At 71.0% G+C, this 16,464-nt stretch carries 13 protein-coding genes; 6 read left to right on the forward strand and 7 right to left on the reverse strand.

Going from position 1 to position 16,464, the window contains the following annotated elements; all coding sequences use genetic code 11:
* Positions 1–52: 52 nt before the first annotated feature.
* Positions 53–1,633 carry a GMC oxidoreductase gene (locus OHO83_RS13430; RefSeq protein ID WP_266675111.1) on the forward strand — a complete coding sequence of 527 codons (1,581 nt, stop codon included), beginning with the start codon at positions 53–55 and terminating at the stop codon, positions 1,631–1,633.
* A 37-nt stretch (positions 1,634–1,670) separates the two neighbouring features.
* Here OHO83_RS13430 and OHO83_RS13435 read toward each other — a convergent pair whose 3' ends face one another.
* From OHO83_RS13435 to OHO83_RS13450, 4 genes are all read right to left on the reverse strand, one after another.
* Complete coding sequence (locus OHO83_RS13435; protein WP_266675110.1) at positions 1,671–2,711, reverse strand: cytochrome d ubiquinol oxidase subunit II; 1,041 nt, start codon at positions 2,709–2,711, stop codon at positions 1,671–1,673.
* Positions 2,711–4,195: a cytochrome ubiquinol oxidase subunit I gene (locus OHO83_RS13440; RefSeq protein ID WP_266675109.1), complete on the reverse strand. Its 1,485-nt coding sequence runs from the start codon at positions 4,193–4,195 to the stop codon at positions 2,711–2,713. The genes OHO83_RS13435 and OHO83_RS13440 overlap by 1 nt, the downstream gene beginning before the upstream one ends.
* 92 nt (positions 4,196–4,287) lie before the next feature.
* Positions 4,288–5,625 (reverse strand): NAD(P)/FAD-dependent oxidoreductase, encoded by a 1,338-nt coding sequence (locus OHO83_RS13445; protein ID WP_266675108.1) that lies wholly within the window; start codon positions 5,623–5,625, stop codon positions 4,288–4,290.
* A 6-nt stretch (positions 5,626–5,631) separates the two neighbouring features.
* Positions 5,632–6,471, reverse strand: a complete 840-nt coding sequence (locus OHO83_RS13450) for an SDR family oxidoreductase (protein ID WP_329433626.1) — start codon at positions 6,469–6,471, stop codon at positions 5,632–5,634.
* Between the two features lie 462 nt (positions 6,472–6,933).
* Here OHO83_RS13450 and OHO83_RS13455 point away from each other — a divergent pair, with 462 nt between their 5' ends.
* The 3 genes from OHO83_RS13455 to OHO83_RS13465 are packed head-to-tail and all read left to right on the forward strand — an operon-like array spanning position 6,934 to position 9,118.
* Entirely contained in the window at positions 6,934–8,010 is a 1,077-nt protein-coding gene (locus OHO83_RS13455; protein ID WP_330279521.1) for an aromatic ring-hydroxylating dioxygenase subunit alpha, read from the forward strand.
* Positions 8,007–8,171 (forward strand): hypothetical protein, encoded by a 165-nt coding sequence (locus tag OHO83_RS13460; protein WP_330279522.1) that lies wholly within the window; start codon positions 8,007–8,009, stop codon positions 8,169–8,171. The genes OHO83_RS13455 and OHO83_RS13460 overlap by 4 nt, the downstream gene beginning before the upstream one ends.
* Positions 8,168–9,118 carry a PDR/VanB family oxidoreductase gene (locus tag OHO83_RS13465; protein WP_266675104.1) on the forward strand — a complete coding sequence of 317 codons (951 nt, stop codon included), beginning with the start codon at positions 8,168–8,170 and terminating at the stop codon, positions 9,116–9,118. Before OHO83_RS13460 ends, OHO83_RS13465 begins: the two co-directional genes overlap by 4 nt.
* Positions 9,119–9,139: 21 nt before the next feature.
* Here OHO83_RS13465 and OHO83_RS13470 read toward each other — a convergent pair whose 3' ends face one another.
* From OHO83_RS13470 to OHO83_RS13480, 3 genes are read right to left on the reverse strand one after another with little or no spacing between them, the layout of a single operon-like run.
* Positions 9,140–10,426, reverse strand: coding sequence for an ABC transporter substrate-binding protein (locus OHO83_RS13470; RefSeq protein WP_266675103.1), 1,287 nt, complete (start codon positions 10,424–10,426; stop codon positions 9,140–9,142).
* Entirely contained in the window at positions 10,423–11,256 is an 834-nt protein-coding gene (locus OHO83_RS13475; RefSeq protein WP_329059487.1) for a carbohydrate ABC transporter permease, read from the reverse strand. The genes OHO83_RS13470 and OHO83_RS13475 overlap by 4 nt, the downstream gene beginning before the upstream one ends.
* Before the next feature lie 17 nt (positions 11,257–11,273).
* Complete coding sequence (locus OHO83_RS13480) at positions 11,274–12,209, reverse strand: carbohydrate ABC transporter permease (protein WP_389564358.1); 936 nt, start codon at positions 12,207–12,209, stop codon at positions 11,274–11,276.
* 293 nt (positions 12,210–12,502) lie between these two features.
* Between OHO83_RS13480 and OHO83_RS13485 the strand changes: the two genes are divergently transcribed.
* On the forward strand, positions 12,503–13,375 hold the full coding sequence (locus OHO83_RS13485; RefSeq protein WP_329433631.1) for a phosphotransferase enzyme family protein: 873 nt from the start codon (positions 12,503–12,505) through the stop codon (positions 13,373–13,375).
* Positions 13,376–13,566: 191 nt separating this feature from the next.
* A complete protein-coding gene (locus OHO83_RS13490) occupies positions 13,567–16,404 on the forward strand; it encodes a glycosyl hydrolase family 95 catalytic domain-containing protein (RefSeq protein WP_330279523.1) in 2,838 nt (945 codons plus the stop codon).
* Positions 16,405–16,464: the final 60 nt, after the last annotated feature.

Genomic DNA, 16,464 nt, shown 5'->3' on the forward strand with positions numbered 1-16,464 from the left:
GGACGGGCGCCACGGCCAGGACAGCCGACGACTCCTAGAACGGGACCCCCTCATGGCCGACGATCAGCACTACGACGTCATCATCATCGGTACGGGGGCGGGGGGCGGTACGCTCGCGCACCGGCTGGCGCCCACGGGAAAGCGGGTCCTGATCCTGGAACGCGGCGGCTACCTGCCCAGGGAGCGGGACAACTGGGACTCCACAGCCGTCTTCGTCAAGGGCAAGTACCGTGCCCCGGAGTTCTGGTACGACAAGCACGGCAACCAGTTCCCTCCGGAGGTCAACTACTACGTCGGGGGCAACACCAAGTTCTACGGAGCCGCGCTCTTCCGGCTCCGGCCCGAGGACTTCGGCGAACTGCGCCACCACGACGGCATCTCTCCGGCGTGGCCGATCCGCTACGAGGACCTGGAGCCCTACTACACCCAGGCCGAACACCTCTACCTGGTGCACGGGCGGCACGGCGAGGACCCCACCGAGGGACCGGCGAGCGCGCAGTACGCCTGTCCGCCGGTCGAGCACGAGCCGCGCATCCAGCAACTCAGTGACGATCTGGCGAAGGCAGGCCTGCACCCGTTCCACCTGCCGATCGGCGTGAACCTCACCCAGGACGAGAACGGCCGGGCCACCCATGACAGCGCCTGCATCCGCTGCGACCGGGTCGACGGCTTCCCCTGCCTCATGGGCGCGAAGTCCGACGCACAGGTGATCTGCGTCGACCCGGCGCTGACGTACGACAACGTCACGATGGTGACGGACGCCGATGTGCGGCGCCTGGAGACCGATCCGACCGGACGCACGGTCACCAAGGTCGTCGCCGAGCTCAACGACGGAGCGACCGAGGAATTCAGCGCCGACATCGTGGTGGTCGCGGCCGGCGCGGTCAACTCCGCCGTCCTGTTGCTTCGTTCGGCGAGCGACAGGCACCCCGGCGGGCTCGCCAACAGCTCGGACGTGGTGGGACGCCACTACATGCGTCACAACAACCTTGCGCTGATGGCGGTGTCGAAGGAACCGAACCCGACCAGGTTCCAGAAGACCCTGGCGCTGAACGACTGGTACCTGGGCGCGGACGACTGGGAGTACCCCCTCGGCGGCATCCAGATGCTCGGCAAGTCGGACGCCGACCAGATCCATGGCGAGGCACCGCGCTGGGCCGGTGCCGTCATGCCCGACATGCCCTTCGACGTGCTGGCGCACCATGCCGTCGACTTCTGGCTGTGCGGAGAGGACCTTCCGCTGCCCGAGAGCCGAGTCACCCTCGACAAGGACGACGCCATCCACCTGGCTCTCGACGAGAAGAACAACATCGCCGGTCTGAAGCGCCTCCAGCACAAGCTGCAGGGGATGCTCGGACACCTGGGCATGCACGAACACCACCTGCTGGATCACAGCATCTACCTGCACAAGGGCATGCCGATCGGAGCCACCGCGCACCAGGCCGGCACCGTGCGGTTCGGCGACGACCCGAAGAGTTCCGCCCTGGACGTCAACTGCAAGGCCCACGACCTCGACAACCTCTACGTCGTGGACACGAGCTTCTTCCCCAGCATCGGCGCGGTGAACCCGTCACTGACCGCCATCGCCAACGCCCTGCGGGTCGGCGATCACATCGCCGCCCGCCTGCGCTGACGAGGGCTCCGTCGGTCCGTGAACCGGCTGAGCGCCGCTACAGGTGGTCGCCGGGCGTTCCGGCAGCCCGCGTGTCGGCGTCGGTGAGCTCCTCCAGCTCACCCATCGTGTCGAGCCGGTACAGCAGCACCAGCGCCGGACCGACCAGCAGGATCGCGATGGCTGTGACGATCACCAGCCAGCGCAGGGTGTGACCGGCACCGGCCGCCTCGGCCACCGTCAGCGAGGTGGGCAGCAGGTACGGCCGCTGCGCGCAGCCCCAGGCGCCGACGACCAGGGCGACGCTCGCCACCGAGGTGTGGCGGGACCAGCCGTAGGAGCGGCGCCACAGAAGCAGCACGGTGGCCAGACCACAGACCGCGGCCAGGATGATCAGGAGCAGGCCGAGCCCCCCGGTGAGGCCGTCCCAGACGTACCGGGCGTCGTCGTGGGTGACGGGCAGGCCGATGAGTGCGAGGACGACGACCGCGGCGAAGGCGATCAGCGCCCGCAGGCGGAAGTAGGCGACGAGGTCGTCGGCGCCGAACCGCAGGGCGTCGGAGCAGAGGAAGACCGCACCGAGGAACGCGGTGGCGGCGATGGCCAGCAGTCCCACGAGGACGGAGGTTCCATTGGCCCAGGCGTCCGCGGACGCGGTGGTGCCGACCTTGACCCGACCGGAGGCGATGCCGCCGAGCACCGCCCCGAGGAAGAACGGCGTGAGCAACGACGCGATGGCGAACGCGGCGCCGAAGACCCGCTGTTGGGCCAGGCGGCGGGTCGGCTTGCGCAGGGCGAACCCGGCGCCGCGGAGCACCAGGCCGACCGCGGCGAGGGCGAGCGGCAGCCACATCGCGGAGAAGACGGCCTGGAACATCGTCGGGAAGCCGGTCCACATGATCACCAGAATGAAGATCAACCAGACGTTGTTGACCTCCCAGACCGGTGCCATGGCGTGGTCGATCAGCCAGCGGGGCCGTTTGCCACGCTCCGCGCCGCCGGCCAGGAGGTCCCAGAATCCCGCGCCGTAGTCGGTACCTCCGGCGCAGGCGTAGGCGGCGATCGCGAGCACCATCACCCATGCGATGAAGTCGGCCATCACGACGCACCGCCGGCGGTGCGGTCGGAGCCGCCGGGCTCGGCCCCGGTGGTGCTGGGTTCGGGCTCGCTTCTGGGCCCGTAGGGGGTGTCGGTCTCCGGCGGCAGGTCGGCGCGCGCGGCGGCCGAGCCCTCGTCGGCGATGCGCCAGCGGGTGCGCATCTTCAGGACGACCGCGAGGAACGAGCCGAAGACAGCCACGTACACGGCCATGACGATGCCGAGCATCGCCCACAGCGATGCGGCACGAGTGCCGGTCACCGCCTCCGAGACCCTCATGTGGTGGTAGACGATCCAGGGCTGGCGGCCGACCTCCGTGGTGATCCACCCGCACTCGACGGTGACCAGACACGCGACTCCCGCGATCGCGGCGCAGCGGAAGAACCAGCGGCTGCGCGGGAGGTCCCGGCGCCGCAGCCAGCACCAGCCGTACCAGAGCGCGAGCAGGATCAGCACGCTGCCGATGGTGACCATGATGTCGAAGGCCCAGTGGGCGATGGTCGCCTGAGTCGCCGTCGGGCGGTCGCTCGCCGCGACCGACGACAGGCCCGTCACCTTGGTGTCCGGGCTCAGTCCGGCGAGGATCGAGTCCAGCTGGGGAATCTTGACGCCGCCGGAGATCGTCCCGTCGGGGTGCAGGCGCCCGAACATGTACTCCGGTACGTGGGTGTCGGTCTTCCAGACGATCTCCATGGCGGCGAACTTGATCGGCTGCTTGTGGAAGACGGCGCGAGCGGCGGAGTCACCGAGCATGAACTGGACCGGGGTGAGGATCGCGGCAACCGTGAACGGCACGGTGAAGCCGAGCCGGTGGTAGCGGTCGCGGCGCCCGCGCAGCCAGCCGACCGCGTACACACCGGCGACCACGTAGCCGGCGGTCAGGAGCATCGCGACCACGAAGTGCCAGTACTCCGGGCCGAACATCGGTGTGAAGATCGCCTGCCGCACGTCGACGTCGACGGGATTGCCCTGGGCGTCCGGGCGGAACCCCTGCGGGGTGTTCATCCAGGAGTTGGCCGCGATGATGCCGAACGCCCCCATCAGGGCGGCCAGCGGCAGCGGTACGGCGAGCCAGAAGTGGGTCCAGGGCTTGAGCCGTCGCCAGCCGTAGAGGTAGATCGCGATCAGGACGGCCTCCAGGAAGAACGCCCACGCCTCGATCCCGAACCCGAGGCCGAAGACGTCGCCCCAGCGCCCCATCATGCCGGGCCACAGCAGACCGAACTCGAAGGACAGCACGGTGCCGGTGACGACACCGACGGCGAACTGCACGGCCATCACCGCCGACCAGCGCCGGGCGAGCGTGAGGGCGACGGGGTCGTTGCGGCGAAGCGCCCGGTGGTGCATGAGCAACGTGATGAACGGCAGTGCCACCCCGAACGGGACCAGCAGGATGTGCGAGGCCAGGGTGAAGGCCATCAGCTGTCGCGCCGGCAGGAGTTGGGGCGGGGTGCTGTTCGCGAGCTGGGCAGCGGTGCTGAGCATGTGAGCCTCGATGGTCTGCCCTGCGGGGGTGGCGGGGCTGCGGAGGGACAGGATGCGGAGGGGTGCCCGTAGGGGGTCGGCCGGGGCCGTCCTCAGGGAGGCTCGGGCGCCTTCGGCCCGGCCGTACGGGCAGCCGACGCGTCGGTGTCGGGCATGGTGAAGGCGCGTTCGCGGCGGGAGCCGGTGGCGAAGACGACGGACCAGCTGAGCACCGCTCCCAGCCTGTTGCGGAAGCCGGTGAGAAAGGCCAGGTGGATGAAGAGCCAGGCCAGCCAGCCGGTGAGGCCCGACAGATGCAGCGGGCCGGCCTTGACGACACCCCGGCCGCGGGCGATGTAGGCGGCGCTGCCGAGATCCACGTACGCGAAGGGCTTCGGCTCCTTCGTCCTGCCTTCGACGGCGTGGCGCACCCTCCGGCCCGCGTACGCGCCCGACTGCATGGCGACCTCGGCCAGTCCCGGCAGCCGGTTCAGACTCATCACGTCGCCGGCGACACGGATCTCCGGATGGCCGGGGACGGTGAGGTCGGGTTCGACGAGGATGCGACCGGCCCGGTCCTGTTCGGCACCCGTCGCACGGGCCAGCGCGGCCGCGATCGGCGGCGCCTCGACGCCCGCCGTCCACAGCACGGTGCGTGCGTCGAACCGGGTCGTCCTGCCGTCATGGCTTTGTACCGTCAGGCCGTCCGCGCCGACGTCGGTGACCCTGGTGCCCAGGTGGAGCTCCACTCCGAGCCCCCGCAGGGTTCGGGCGGCACGGTGGGCCAGCCGGGGGCCGAACGCGCCCAGCACCGCGTCGGACCCCTCGAAGAGCAGCACCCGGGCCTGGGCGGAATCGATCTTCCGGAACTCCCGATCGAGCGTGTGACCGGCGATCTCCCGGATCTGTCCCGCGAGTTCGACACCGGTCGGCCCGCCGCCCACGAGAGCGAAGGTGAGCCACTGCTGCCGTTCCCGGTCGTCCACTGCCGTTTCGGCCATCTCGAACGCCCGGTAGATCCGTCGGCGGACCTCGAGCGCGTCGTTCAGGGTCTTCATGCCGGGGGCGTGCGCGGCGAACTCGTCGTGCCCGAAGTAGGACTGACGCATGCCCACCGCGACGATGAGGTCGTCGTACGGCAGCACGACGTCTCCGCCCTCGGGCCGCCGGGCGTGGACCAGCCGGGCGTCGGCATCCACGTCGGTGGCTTCGGCAAGCACGCAGCGCACGTTGTGGTGGCGTCGCAGGACCCCGCGGAGCGGTTGTGCGATCTGCCCCTCGGACAGGATCCCGGAGGCACACTGGTACAGCAGAGGTTGGAAGAGGTGGTGGGCGCGGCGGTCGACCACGGTCACCGCGACCGGTGACTTCCGCAGGGCGCGGGCGGCGAACAGCCCCGCGAACCCGCCGCCGAGGATCACCACCCGGCGGGGCGTGACGTGATCCCGCATCGGAGATCAGCCTCCGGTGGCGAAGCCGGGAAAGAGCGTCATTCCGCCGTCGACGTAGAGGGTGGTGCCGACGACGTAGTCGAGCAGGTCGGACGCCACGGCGACGACGGCGTTGGCGATGTCGTCCGGGTCACCCACACGGCGGTACGGGATCAGGCGCAGGAGGTCGGCCTCGGCTTCGGGGGTGGACCAGGCGTCGCGGTTGATCGGCGTGCGGATGGCGCCGGGGGCGACCGCGTTGACCCTGATCCGCTTGGGTGCGAGTTCCTGGGCGAGGGTCTGCATCAGCATGCCCACGCCGCCCTTGGACGAGGCGTAGTTCACGTGCCCCGCCCACGGGATGATCTGGTGGACCGAACTCATGCAGATGATCTTTCCCGCGGAACGGGAGACCTCCTCCACGACGCCGCGCCGCACGAACTCCTTGGCGGCCTCCCGCGCGCACAGGAACTGGCCGGTCAGGTTGACGGAGATGACCTTCTCCCACTGGGCGAGTGTCATCTCCGTGACGGCTGCGTCCCGCTGGAGGCCCGCGTTGGCGACCATGATGTCGATGGTGCCGAACTCCTCGACCATCCGCGCGACCATGGCGGTCACCTGGTCCTCGTCGGACACGTCGGCCTCGTGGGCGTAGGCGCGGACACCGAAGCCCTCGATCTTCTTCACGACCTCGTCCGCCTCGTCCGCGCCGACGACGTAGTTCACCACGACGTCCGCTCCGGCCCGGCCAAGGGCGATGGCGGTCGCCAGACCGATGCCCGAGTTGGCACCGGTCACGAGCGCCTTCTGGCCCTTGAGGAGCTGCGCGGACACCGCCCCGCGGCTCTCGTCGGAGTTGCCTGCCACCACGTTCTCTCCTTGTGCCTTCTCGACGGACGCCCTCGATGACCGGACGACGCGCAGGAGGAGAACGGAACGTCGGCCGGCCCGTCAGGCAGCTACAGGAGCCGTCGCACACCCGGCCCCCAGACGAAAGCACCCTGCGCCGCGATGGGGCAGACCGGCGCGCGAGACAGCCGTGCTTCAGCCGAGCGCGTCACACGGTCGGGCTACGAGCCGCCCCCGAAGGCCGCCCGGGCGGGTGACACGCGGGCCACCTGGGGGCCAACGGGCACGCGAAGCACAAGGCATCGCTGCGGACGCCCTTCAAGAGGGTCGCCCGAGCAGCTTTACGACCCCACTCGTGGATCCGAACCCTGCTCCGACCAGGGCGTACACCGAGGCTCTTCCGTGAGGCGGAAGACGCATTGCGCCTCCGTGACGCTCTCCCCGACGATGCGACCACCACCAGGGACAGGAGCCGCATCCATGCCTCACACGACCGCCTTCGCCAGGAACCAGTGGTATGTAGCGGCGTACGGGACGGAGGTCGGGCGGGAGCTGCTCGCCCGCACCGTCCTCGGCGAACCGATCGCCTTCTACCGGACCGAGGACACGGGCGAGGTCGTCGCCCTGGCGGACCGCTGCGTGCACCGCCGCTTCCCGCTCTCGCACAGCCGACTCGACGGCGACAGGGTGGTCTGCGGCTACCACGGCTTCACCTACGACACGACCGGCACCTGCGTGTACGTCCCCGGGCAGAAGCGCATCCCCCGTACCGCCAGGGTGAGTTCGTACCCCGTGGCCGAGCTGGACTCCTTCGTGTGGGTGTGGATCGGCGACCCGGCGCTCGCGGACCGGACGACGATCCCGCGGGCCCCGCACCTGGCCGACTCCGCGCACTGGACGTCGGTCGGCGGGATGGAGCCCATCGACGCCGCCTACGGCCTGCTGGTCGACAACCTGATGGACCTCTCTCACGAGACGTATCTGCACGGCGGCTACATCGGCACGCCCGAGGTCGCCGACACCCCCATGACGACCGAGGTCGACGAGGGCGCGGGCATCGTCCGCGTCAGCCGGCACATGGACGACGCCGAGTGTCCGCCGTTCTACGCCGACTCCACCGGCATCAAGGGCCGTATCACCCGCTGGCAGGACATCGAGTACCACGCCCCCTGTCTGTACCTGCTGCACAGCCGCATCGCCCCGCAGGGCGTCCTGCCGAACCCGGACGGCACCGACCCGGACGCCTTCCACGTCGAGATCACCTACGCGATCACACCGTCCACGCCGGACCAGGTCTACGACTTCTGGGCCGTCTCCCGCGACTTCGGCCACGGCGACGAGGAGATGTCCACGTTCCTGCGCGACTTCAACCACGAGGTGGTCATGCAGGACGTGAACGCGCTGAACCTGCTCCAGAAGACCCTGGAGAGCGAGCCCGCCGGCTACCAGGAACTCAGTATCAACATCGACACGGGAGGCCTCGCCGCCCGCCGGATCCTGTCCCGCCTCGCCGCCGCGGGCGACCGGGCCGCGGCCCCCGACAACGTCGCGCGATGAGCCGCCCGCCCACCGCCGAGGTGTACCGCGTCGACTGGGTCCCCGGCACCGACGAACTGCACGGCATCTGCCACTGCGGTGCCGAGCACGACACGCAGGACCCCGTGGCGATGTGGCAGTGGATGCTGTCCCGCCCCGATCACCAGGAGGACGACCGGTGACCCCGCCCCACGAAGCCGACCTCGTCGTCACCGCGCGGACCGAAGAGGCCGCCGGTGTCGTGTCCTTGACGCTCCGCCACCCGGAGGCGGAGCCGCTGCCCTCCTGGGAGCCGGGCGCCCACGTGGACCTGGTCCTCACCGACGGCCTGGTCCGCCCGTACTCGTTGTGCGGCGACCCCGACGACCGCACCGCCTGGACCGTCGCCGTCCTCCACGAACCGCGCGGACGCGGCGGATCGGCGTACGTGCACGAGAAGCTGACCCCTGGCACGGTCGTACGCGTCCGGGGGCCACGCAACCACTTCCCGCTCCACGAGGCACCGGTCTACCGCTTCGTGGCGGGCGGCATCGGGATCACCCCGATCCTTCCGATGGTGGCCGCCGCCGAGGCGGCGGGCGCCGAGTGGAGCCTGCTGTACGGCGGCCGGACACGCGCCTCGATGGCGTTCCTCGGCCAACTCGCCGCCTACGGCCCGAAGGTGCGCGTCGCGCCGGAGGACGAGACGGGCCTCCTCGACCTCGACGGTTATCTCGGCCCGCCGGACACGGACGGCGACGACACCCTGGTCTACTGCTGCGGTCCGGGACCGCTCCTCGACGCCGTCGAGGCCCGGGGCGCCGCGTACACCGAGCGTTTCCGGCCGGCGCAGGACGGACCGGACGGCGCCGGCGGCACGGACCACGCCTTCGTGGTGGAGCTGCGGCGCTCCGGCCGCACCCTGACCGTGCCGCCCGGCCGCAGCATCCTGCACACGGTGCAGGAGGCCGGGGTCGAGGTGCTGTACTCCTGCGCGGAAGGCACCTGCGGGACCTGCGAGACCGACATCGTGGAGGGCGCGGCGGACCACCGGGACTCGGTGCTCAGCGCCGAGGAGCGGGCGGCGGGCGAGACGCTGATGATCTGCGTCTCGCGCTGCCTGGGCCCGCGCCTCGTCCTCGACATGTGAACCCGGTGGTGGTGTCCCGCCCTATCTCTGATACCTGGCGAGCACCAGATTTCCGTCCTTCACCAGGCGTTTGCGCAGTTCACCGAGGCCGATCGAGCCGCTGTAGTACTCCTGGAGGGCGGGCGTCGCGACCTTGTCCTTCCACTCCGCGTAGCCGCGCACCGACTGCGCCGGGGCCGAGCGGAGGTCACCGGCGAGGGCCGTGCCGGTCGCCCAGTCGTTCTTCTCCGTGTGCAGGGCCGGGTCCTTCAGCGCCTCGGTGCCGGTGGGCAGCATCCAGTCGCCGAGTGCGAGGCGCACCATGTTGGGCGGCCTCAGCAGGAAGTCGATGAACTGCGCCGCCTCCTTCTTGTGCGGGCTGTCCTCGGCGACAGACAGGGTCTGCGGGGAGACGCCCTGAGCGAGCCCGTCACGGCCCGCAGGCGCCGGGAGCACCTTCCAGTCGAATCCCTTGGGCGCCTGCTGGACGATCTGCTGGCGGTAGGAGAACCCGAGCGGGACCATCGCGTACTTGCCCGCGAAGAAGCCGGGAAGCGTGTCCGAGCCGCCCATGCCGAGCGTCGCGCCCGAGGCGCTGGCGTCGGTGTTGACCTGATCGTGGACCGTGCGGGGCGCGACCTGGTCCGCGGCGTCGAAGCGGACCGTCACCTTGCCGTCGGCGCCGCGGTGGAACATGCGTCCGCCGGCCGAGAGGGAGAGGTTGAGGGTCGCCGAGACGGGCTCCTTCAGCGGCCACGCGACACCGAACTTCTTGTCGCCGCTCAGCTTCTTCGTGACGGCCCTGAACTCCTCCCAGGACCAGGGCTTCTCGGGCGTCGGGATGCGTACACCCGCCGCGTCGAGGATCTTCGCGTTGGCGATGAGGACGCGCGGCTCCTGGAGGAACGGCACGCCGTAGACGCCGTCACCGAAGGTCGCCGTCTCCCAACTGTGCTGCGGGATGTCGGACTTGAGGCGGTCGGGCAGCAGGTCCCGCAGGTCGGCGAGGTAGCCGCCGTACGCGAAGTCCGCGAGGTCGTCGGAGGCGTCGTGGATGACGTCGGGCGCCTCCCCTCCCTCGAAGGAGGTGAGCAGCTGGTCGTGGACGCTGTCCCAGCTGCCCTGGACGTACTTGACCTGGATGTCCGGGTGGGCCGCGTTCCACTCCTTCACGAGCTGCTTGTTGGCGTCGACGGACTCCTTCTGCCAGGCGAGGGACTGGAACTCCAGAGTGATCTTGCCGTCGTCGGCCGTCCCGCCGGACGAACAGCCGGTGAGCAGCAGGGTCACGGCCGCGGCGACGGCGGCCGGCCGGGACATGCGCCTCATGACTTCACCGCCCCGGTCAGCATCCCGCCGGTGAGTCTGCGCTGGATGAGCGCGAAGATCACCAGTGAGGGCAGGGTCGCGAGGAACGCGGCGGCGGCCAGTGGCCCGAGGTCGGCGACGCCCTCCGCGCCGAGGAAGTGCGTCAGGACCACCGGCAGCGTCTGCCGCTCCGGGGTCTTCATCAGGACCAGCGCGAAGAAGAACTCGTTCCACGCGGTGATGAACGCGAACAGGGCCGTCGCCACCAGGCCCGGCGCGAGGAGCGGCGCCGTGACGGAGACGAGCGTGCGCAGCTTTCCGGCTCCGTCGACGGCGGCCGCCTCCTCCAGCTCGGGCGGCACGGCCCGGACGTAGCCGACCAGCATCCACAGCGCGAAGGGCAGCGACCACACGACGTAGACCATGGTCAGGCCGGGCAGCGAGTTGATCAGGTGCAGGTTCTTCAGGATCAGGAAGAGCGGGATGATCAGCAGGACGAACGGGAACGCCTGGCTGACCACCACCCAGCCCGTCGCCGCGCGGGACAGCGCGGAGCGGTGGCGGGCCATCACGTACGCCATCGGGGTCGCGATGACGACGGCGATCAGGGCCGCGCAGACCGCCACGAGCACGGAGTTGGCGGCGGCCCTCAGGAGGGGCTGCTCGTCGAAGGCCTGGCGGAAGTTGGCGAGTGTGGGGTCCTTGGGTATCCACGTGGGGTGCAGGCTCGCGAGTTCGCGGGGCGGCTTGAACGCCGTGGAGATCAGCCACAGGAACGGGAACGCGAGGAAGACGAGATAGGCGAGCAGCGCGAGGTACTGGCCCGCGCGCGCCGGCCTGCTCGGCCGGATGCCTGTACGGGTACGGCTCAACTCTCGTCGCCTCCCTTGAGCCGGCCCACGAGGTAGAAGGCGAGGATGACCGAGATGACCGCGACCATCACGCAGCCCATCGCCGCCGCGTAGCCGAACTGGCCGTAGCGGAAGGCCTCTTCGTAGGCGAAGAGCATGGGCAGCCGGGTCCGGCCGCCCGGGCCGCCGTTGGTCAGGACGTAGACCAGGGCGAACGAGTTGAAGTTCCAGATGAAGTTGAGCGCGGTGATGGCGAGGGCGACCGGCCTGAGCGCGGGCCACGTCACCGCGCGGAAGCGGCCCCAGGCGCCCGCGCCGTCGAGCGCGGCGGCCTCGTGGAGTTCGGGCGAGGTGTTCTGGAGTCCGGCGAGCAGGGCGACGGTGGTCTGCGGCATGCCCGCCCAGATGCCGACGACGATCACCGCGGGCAGCGCGGTCGCCAGACCGGTGAGCCAGTCGCGCCCGTCACCGAGGCCGAGGTCGCGGACGGTCTCGTTGAGGATGCCCGCGTCCGGGTTGTAGACGAGGCGCCACATGATGCCGACGACCACCTCGGGCATCGCCCAGGGAATGATCGCGAGCGCCCGCGCCAGCCAGCGGAAGCGGAGGTTCTGGTTGAGCAGGAGCGCGAGGCCCAGCGCGAGCAGGAACTGTGGGACGGTCACCCCGACCGCCCACAGCAGGCCGATCCGGAACGAGTCCCAGAACAGCGTGTCGTGCAGCAGGTCCTGGAAGTTGAGTGCGCCCACCCACTGGGTCGGCTCCGTACGTCCCGCCTGCGAGTCGGTGAACGCCAGCGCGATGCCGTAGAGGAGGGGGCCGACGCTGAGCACGAGGATGGGGATGAGGGCGGGCAGGACCAGGAACCAGGCGCCGCGGTCCGCCGGGCGCCCCCGCCCGGGTGGCCCGGACGCGCGCTCCACCGGCCGCGTCGTCGCGGTCGTCAAGGTCACGGATTCGGCTCCTTCGGGCGGCGGGTGGGGGTCCGGCCGCTCCCCAGGGCCTGTCCGGCGGGTCATGCCGGCGACGCGGGGTCCGGCACGCCGGCACTTCACGAGCGCGGCCACGCGGCTTCGGCATGATCCAGACGAAAGGCCCTGGCGGCCCCCGTCATCGTGCTGAGGGACCCGTGCCTCGTCAAGCCGCTGCGCACGACGTTGTCCGTTACGGCGCCCACCGGGGCGTATGCGCACGTGAAACGGGTGCGAGACTGGGCCCGGACCATGTGATCGGCGGGAGGCAAGTGATGGACGAGGCGCAGGCGCGGAAGGTGCTCGCTGCGGCGGGGCTCCCCGGCGGGCAGCGGGACGGCGGGCAGGAGGCCGAGCTGCTGGCGCTCGGTGAGAACGCCGTGTTCGCGCTCGGTGACCTCGTGGTCAAGGTGGGCCGCGACCCCGAACTCCTGGAGCGGGCGCGGCACGAGCTCACCGTCGCGGGCTGGCTCGCCGGCCAGGGAGTGCCGGCCGTGCGCGCCGCCGAGCCGGAGCCGCTCCTCGTGGACGGCCACCCGGTGACACTGTGGCACCGCGTTCCGGCCGCGCTGCGCCCCGCCGAACCGCGCGACCTGGCCGAGCTGCTCCGCCTCGTGCACGCCCTGCCCGCCCCACCCTTCACGCTGCCGCGCCGCGAGCTGCTCGGCGGCGTCGAGCGGTGGCTGCGGCTCGCGGGCGACGCGATCGACCCGGCCGACGCGGCGTACCTGCGTGAACGGCGCGACGGCTTCGCGGACGCGGCGGCGGCGCTCGTCCCGCGTCTGACGCCGGGACCGATCCACGGGGACGCGCTGCCGCGCAACGTGCACATCGGCGCCGACGGGCCCGTCCTCGTCGACCTGGAGACGTTCTCCTGCGACCTGCGCGAGCACGACCTGGTCGTCATGGCGCTCTCCCGCGACCGGTACGGCCTCGACCCCGAGGCGTACGACGCGTTCACGCGGACGTACGGCTGGGACGTGCGGGAATGGGACGGGTGCGCCGTGCTGCGCGGCGCGCGCGAGACGGCGAGCTGCGCGTGGGTCGCCCAGCACGCGCCGGCCAACCCCAAGGCGCTCGCGGAGTTCGAGCGCAGGGTGGCGTCGTTGCGGGACGGAAATCCGGCGGTGCGCTGGTACCCGTTCTGACGGGTGCCGTTCCCGGCGGGTGACTGAACCTCCGCTCGGCGCGGGCTGCTGAACTTCCGCTCGCGAGACATCGGTTGGACTCCGCGCACTTGTTGTTGGACTTTCGCGCCGAATTCATCCGATCTCTTTCGCACAGTGGGGTCCTGGAGCAAGGTACGGCGGAGTTGGCCGACCCTCGCCTGGAGGACCTGATGCCCGCACACCCTGAGCCCGGCTCCGCCGTCTCTCGCCGCTCCGTTCTCAAATACGGCTCAGCCATCGGATCTCTCCTGGCTCTGAGTCAAGTCCCCGCCTTCACGGCACAGGCAGCGCCGAGACCCGGCGGGCGCCCGGCCGCGCCACACCTCGTCCCCGAGGCCGACGCGCTCGCACTGCGCTACGGGTCCCCGGCCGCCGAGGACCAGCTCATGCGGGAGGGGCTGCCGATCGGCAACGGCCGCCTCGGGGCCGTCGTCTCCGGACACCCGTCCCGCGAGGTCCTGTCCGTCTCGGACATCACCCTGTGGACGGGCGGGGCGAACGACGCGCTGGAGTCGGACGGCCAGTTCCCCTACGACACGGCCCACTTCGGCTCGTACGGCGTCCTCGTCAAGGCGTATCTGGAGGTGCCGGGGCACGACCCGTCCGCCGTGAGCGACTACCGGCGCCGCCTCGACCTCAGCAACGGCCTGACGACGGTGGAGTACGAGCTCGGTGGCACCCGCTACCGGCGGGAGATCTACTGCAGTCACCCCGACGACGTGATCGTCGTCCGGCTCACACGCGTAGGGGGCGGCACCTGGAGCGGACGCCTCACGCTGACCGGGACACGCGGCGAGCCGATCACCGTGGACCCCGCCACCGCCTCGGCCGGCTTCACCGCGGAACTCGACAACGGCCTCGCCCACGCCGCTGTCGCGCGGGCCGCGGCGCACCACGGCGGCACGGTCGGCGCGAGCGGCTCCTCGGTCACCTTCGAGGGCTGCGACGAGGTGCTCCTCGTCCTGAGCGGCGGCACCTCCTACTCCCCCGACGCCGACGGGTTCATCGACCGCGACGCCGACCCGCACGCCACCGCCGCCGCGCGGACCGCCGCCGCGGCGAAGACCGGCGCGACCCGTCTCCTCGCCGCCCACGTCGCCGACCACCGCGCCCTGTTCGACACGATGAGCGTCGACCTGGGCGCGTCCACCGCCGCGCAGCGGGCCCTGGACACCGACAAGCGACTCCTCGCCCGGCAGGCCTCCGGTGGCCGCCCCGACCCCGAACTCGAGGCGTCGTACGTCCAGTTCGGCCGCTACCTCACCGTGTGCGGCTCGCGCTCCTCGCTGCCGCTCAACCTCCAGGGCCTGTGGATCGACCGGAACGACCCGGCGTGGATGGCGGACTACCACACCGACATCAACCTCCAGATGAACTACTGGCCCACCGACAGGACCGGTCTGCCCGACTGCTTCGACGCGCTCGCCGACTACTGCATCGCCCAGGTCCCGCACTGGGAGAAGCGCACCCGCGAGCTGTTCAACGACCCGCGCAACGGCTTCCGCAACACGAGCGGCGAGATCGCCGGGTGGACCACGGCGATCTCCACCAACACCATGGGCGGCCCCGGCTGGTGGTGGCACCCGGCGGGCAACGCCTGGCTGTGCAACTCCCTCTTCGAGCACTACGAGTTCACCCTCGACCGGCGCTACCTGGCGAAGATCCTGCCGCTCCTGGAGGGGGCCTGCGCGTTCTGGGAGAAGCGGCTCGTCACGGCGACGGTGAAGGACCCGAGGACCGGGGCCGACATCGAGGTGCTCGTCGACGACCACGACTGGTCGCCGGAGCACGGCCCGACCGACGCGCGCGGCATCACGTACGCCCAGGAGCTGGTCTGGCAGCTCTTCGAGAACTTCCGCAGCGCCACGGCTGCCCTCGGCGCCTCCAAGGCGCATGCCCGCCGCGTCGCCGCCCTCCAGGACCGGCTGTACCTGCCGCGCGTCAGCCCCACCACCGGGTGGCTGGAGGAGTGGATGGGCGGCGCGAACCTCGGTGAGACGCAGCACCGGCACCTCTCCCACCTCGTCGGGCTGTTCCCCGGCGACCGCGTCAGCCGGGACCGCAGCCCGCACGACGTCCTCGTCGGCGTCGACAAGGGCCTCACGGCCCGCGGCATGGACACCTACGGCTGGGGCTGCGCGTGGCGCGCCCTGTGCTGGGCGCGGATGAAGGACGCGGAGAAGGCGTACCAGCTCGTCGGCACGGTGCTGCGGCCCTCCGTGAACCACAGCAACGGCACCGCGCCCAACTTCTTCGACATGTACCAACTGGGTGGCAACAGCTCGGTGTTCCAGATCGACGCCAACTTCGGCACGACGGCCGCCGTGATCGAGATGCTCCTCTACTCCCGCCCCGGCCTCGTCGAACTCCTGCCCGCCCTGCCGGTCGCGTGGGGCGCGTCGGGCAAGGTCACCGGCATCGGCGTGCGCGGCGGGTTCACGGCCGACCTGGAGTGGAAGGACGGCGTGGCGACGAAGCTCCGGCTCACCTCGACCGGCGGCCGCACCACCCGCGTACGGGCCGGCTCCTGGACGAAGGACGTCAGCCTGAAGCCGGGCGCGAGCATCACCCTGGCCCCCTCGTACGCGTCGCGGCGCTACGTACTCGTCAACCGGGCCGACAGCGGCACGGCGATCGAGGTGTCGGGGACCGCCGAGTCCGCCCCGCTGGTCCTCGCCGCGCGCACGGGCGGCGCGTCGCAGCAGTGGAAGTTCGCAGAGGCCCTGGACGGCGGCGACCGACTGACCAACGTGCACTCCGGCCTGACGGCGGACGTCAGCGGTGGCCAGGCCACGGAGAACGCGCCGATCGTCCAGTACCGGGCCACCGGAGCGGACAACCAGCACTGGCGCGCGGAGTCCACGGACGGTGGCCACGTCCGCCTGGTGTGCGTCCGCACGGGCAAGTCCCTCGGCCCGGCCGGCGGCTCCACGGCGACGGGCACCGCGGTCGTCCAGCAGACGTACACGGGCGCGGCGTCGCAGCAGTGGAGGCTGGTGGCCGTGTAGGGCGGCCGGGTGGCGGCGGGATCTTCACGGCTTCACCGGCCCCCGGGGCCGGTGGCTCCG

It is taken from the genome of Streptomyces sp. NBC_00569 (assembly GCF_036345255.1).
Lineage (GTDB): Bacteria > Actinomycetota > Actinomycetes > Streptomycetales > Streptomycetaceae > Streptomyces.

Excerpts from the sequence above, each read along its gene's own strand:
- OHO83_RS13470 (WP_266675103.1), bottom strand. The coding sequence starts at position 10,426 with ATGAGGCGCATGTCCCGGCCGGCCGCCGTCGCCGCGGCCGTGACCCTG.
- OHO83_RS13485 (WP_329433631.1), top strand. The coding sequence starts at position 12,503 with ATGGACGAGGCGCAGGCGCGGAAGGTGCTCGCTGCGGCGGGGCTCCCC.
- OHO83_RS13460 (WP_330279522.1), top strand. The coding sequence starts at position 8,007 with ATGAGCCGCCCGCCCACCGCCGAGGTGTACCGCGTCGACTGGGTCCCC.
- OHO83_RS13435 (WP_266675110.1), bottom strand. The coding sequence starts at position 2,711 with ATGGCCGACTTCATCGCATGGGTGATGGTGCTCGCGATCGCCGCCTAC.
- OHO83_RS13490 (WP_330279523.1), top strand. The coding sequence starts at position 13,567 with ATGCCCGCACACCCTGAGCCCGGCTCCGCCGTCTCTCGCCGCTCCGTT.
- OHO83_RS13430 (WP_266675111.1), top strand. The coding sequence starts at position 53 with ATGGCCGACGATCAGCACTACGACGTCATCATCATCGGTACGGGGGCG.
- OHO83_RS13455 (WP_330279521.1), top strand. The coding sequence starts at position 6,934 with ATGCCTCACACGACCGCCTTCGCCAGGAACCAGTGGTATGTAGCGGCG.
- OHO83_RS13445 (WP_266675108.1), bottom strand. The coding sequence starts at position 5,625 with ATGCGGGATCACGTCACGCCCCGCCGGGTGGTGATCCTCGGCGGCGGG.
- OHO83_RS13440 (WP_266675109.1), bottom strand. The coding sequence starts at position 4,195 with ATGCTCAGCACCGCTGCCCAGCTCGCGAACAGCACCCCGCCCCAACTC.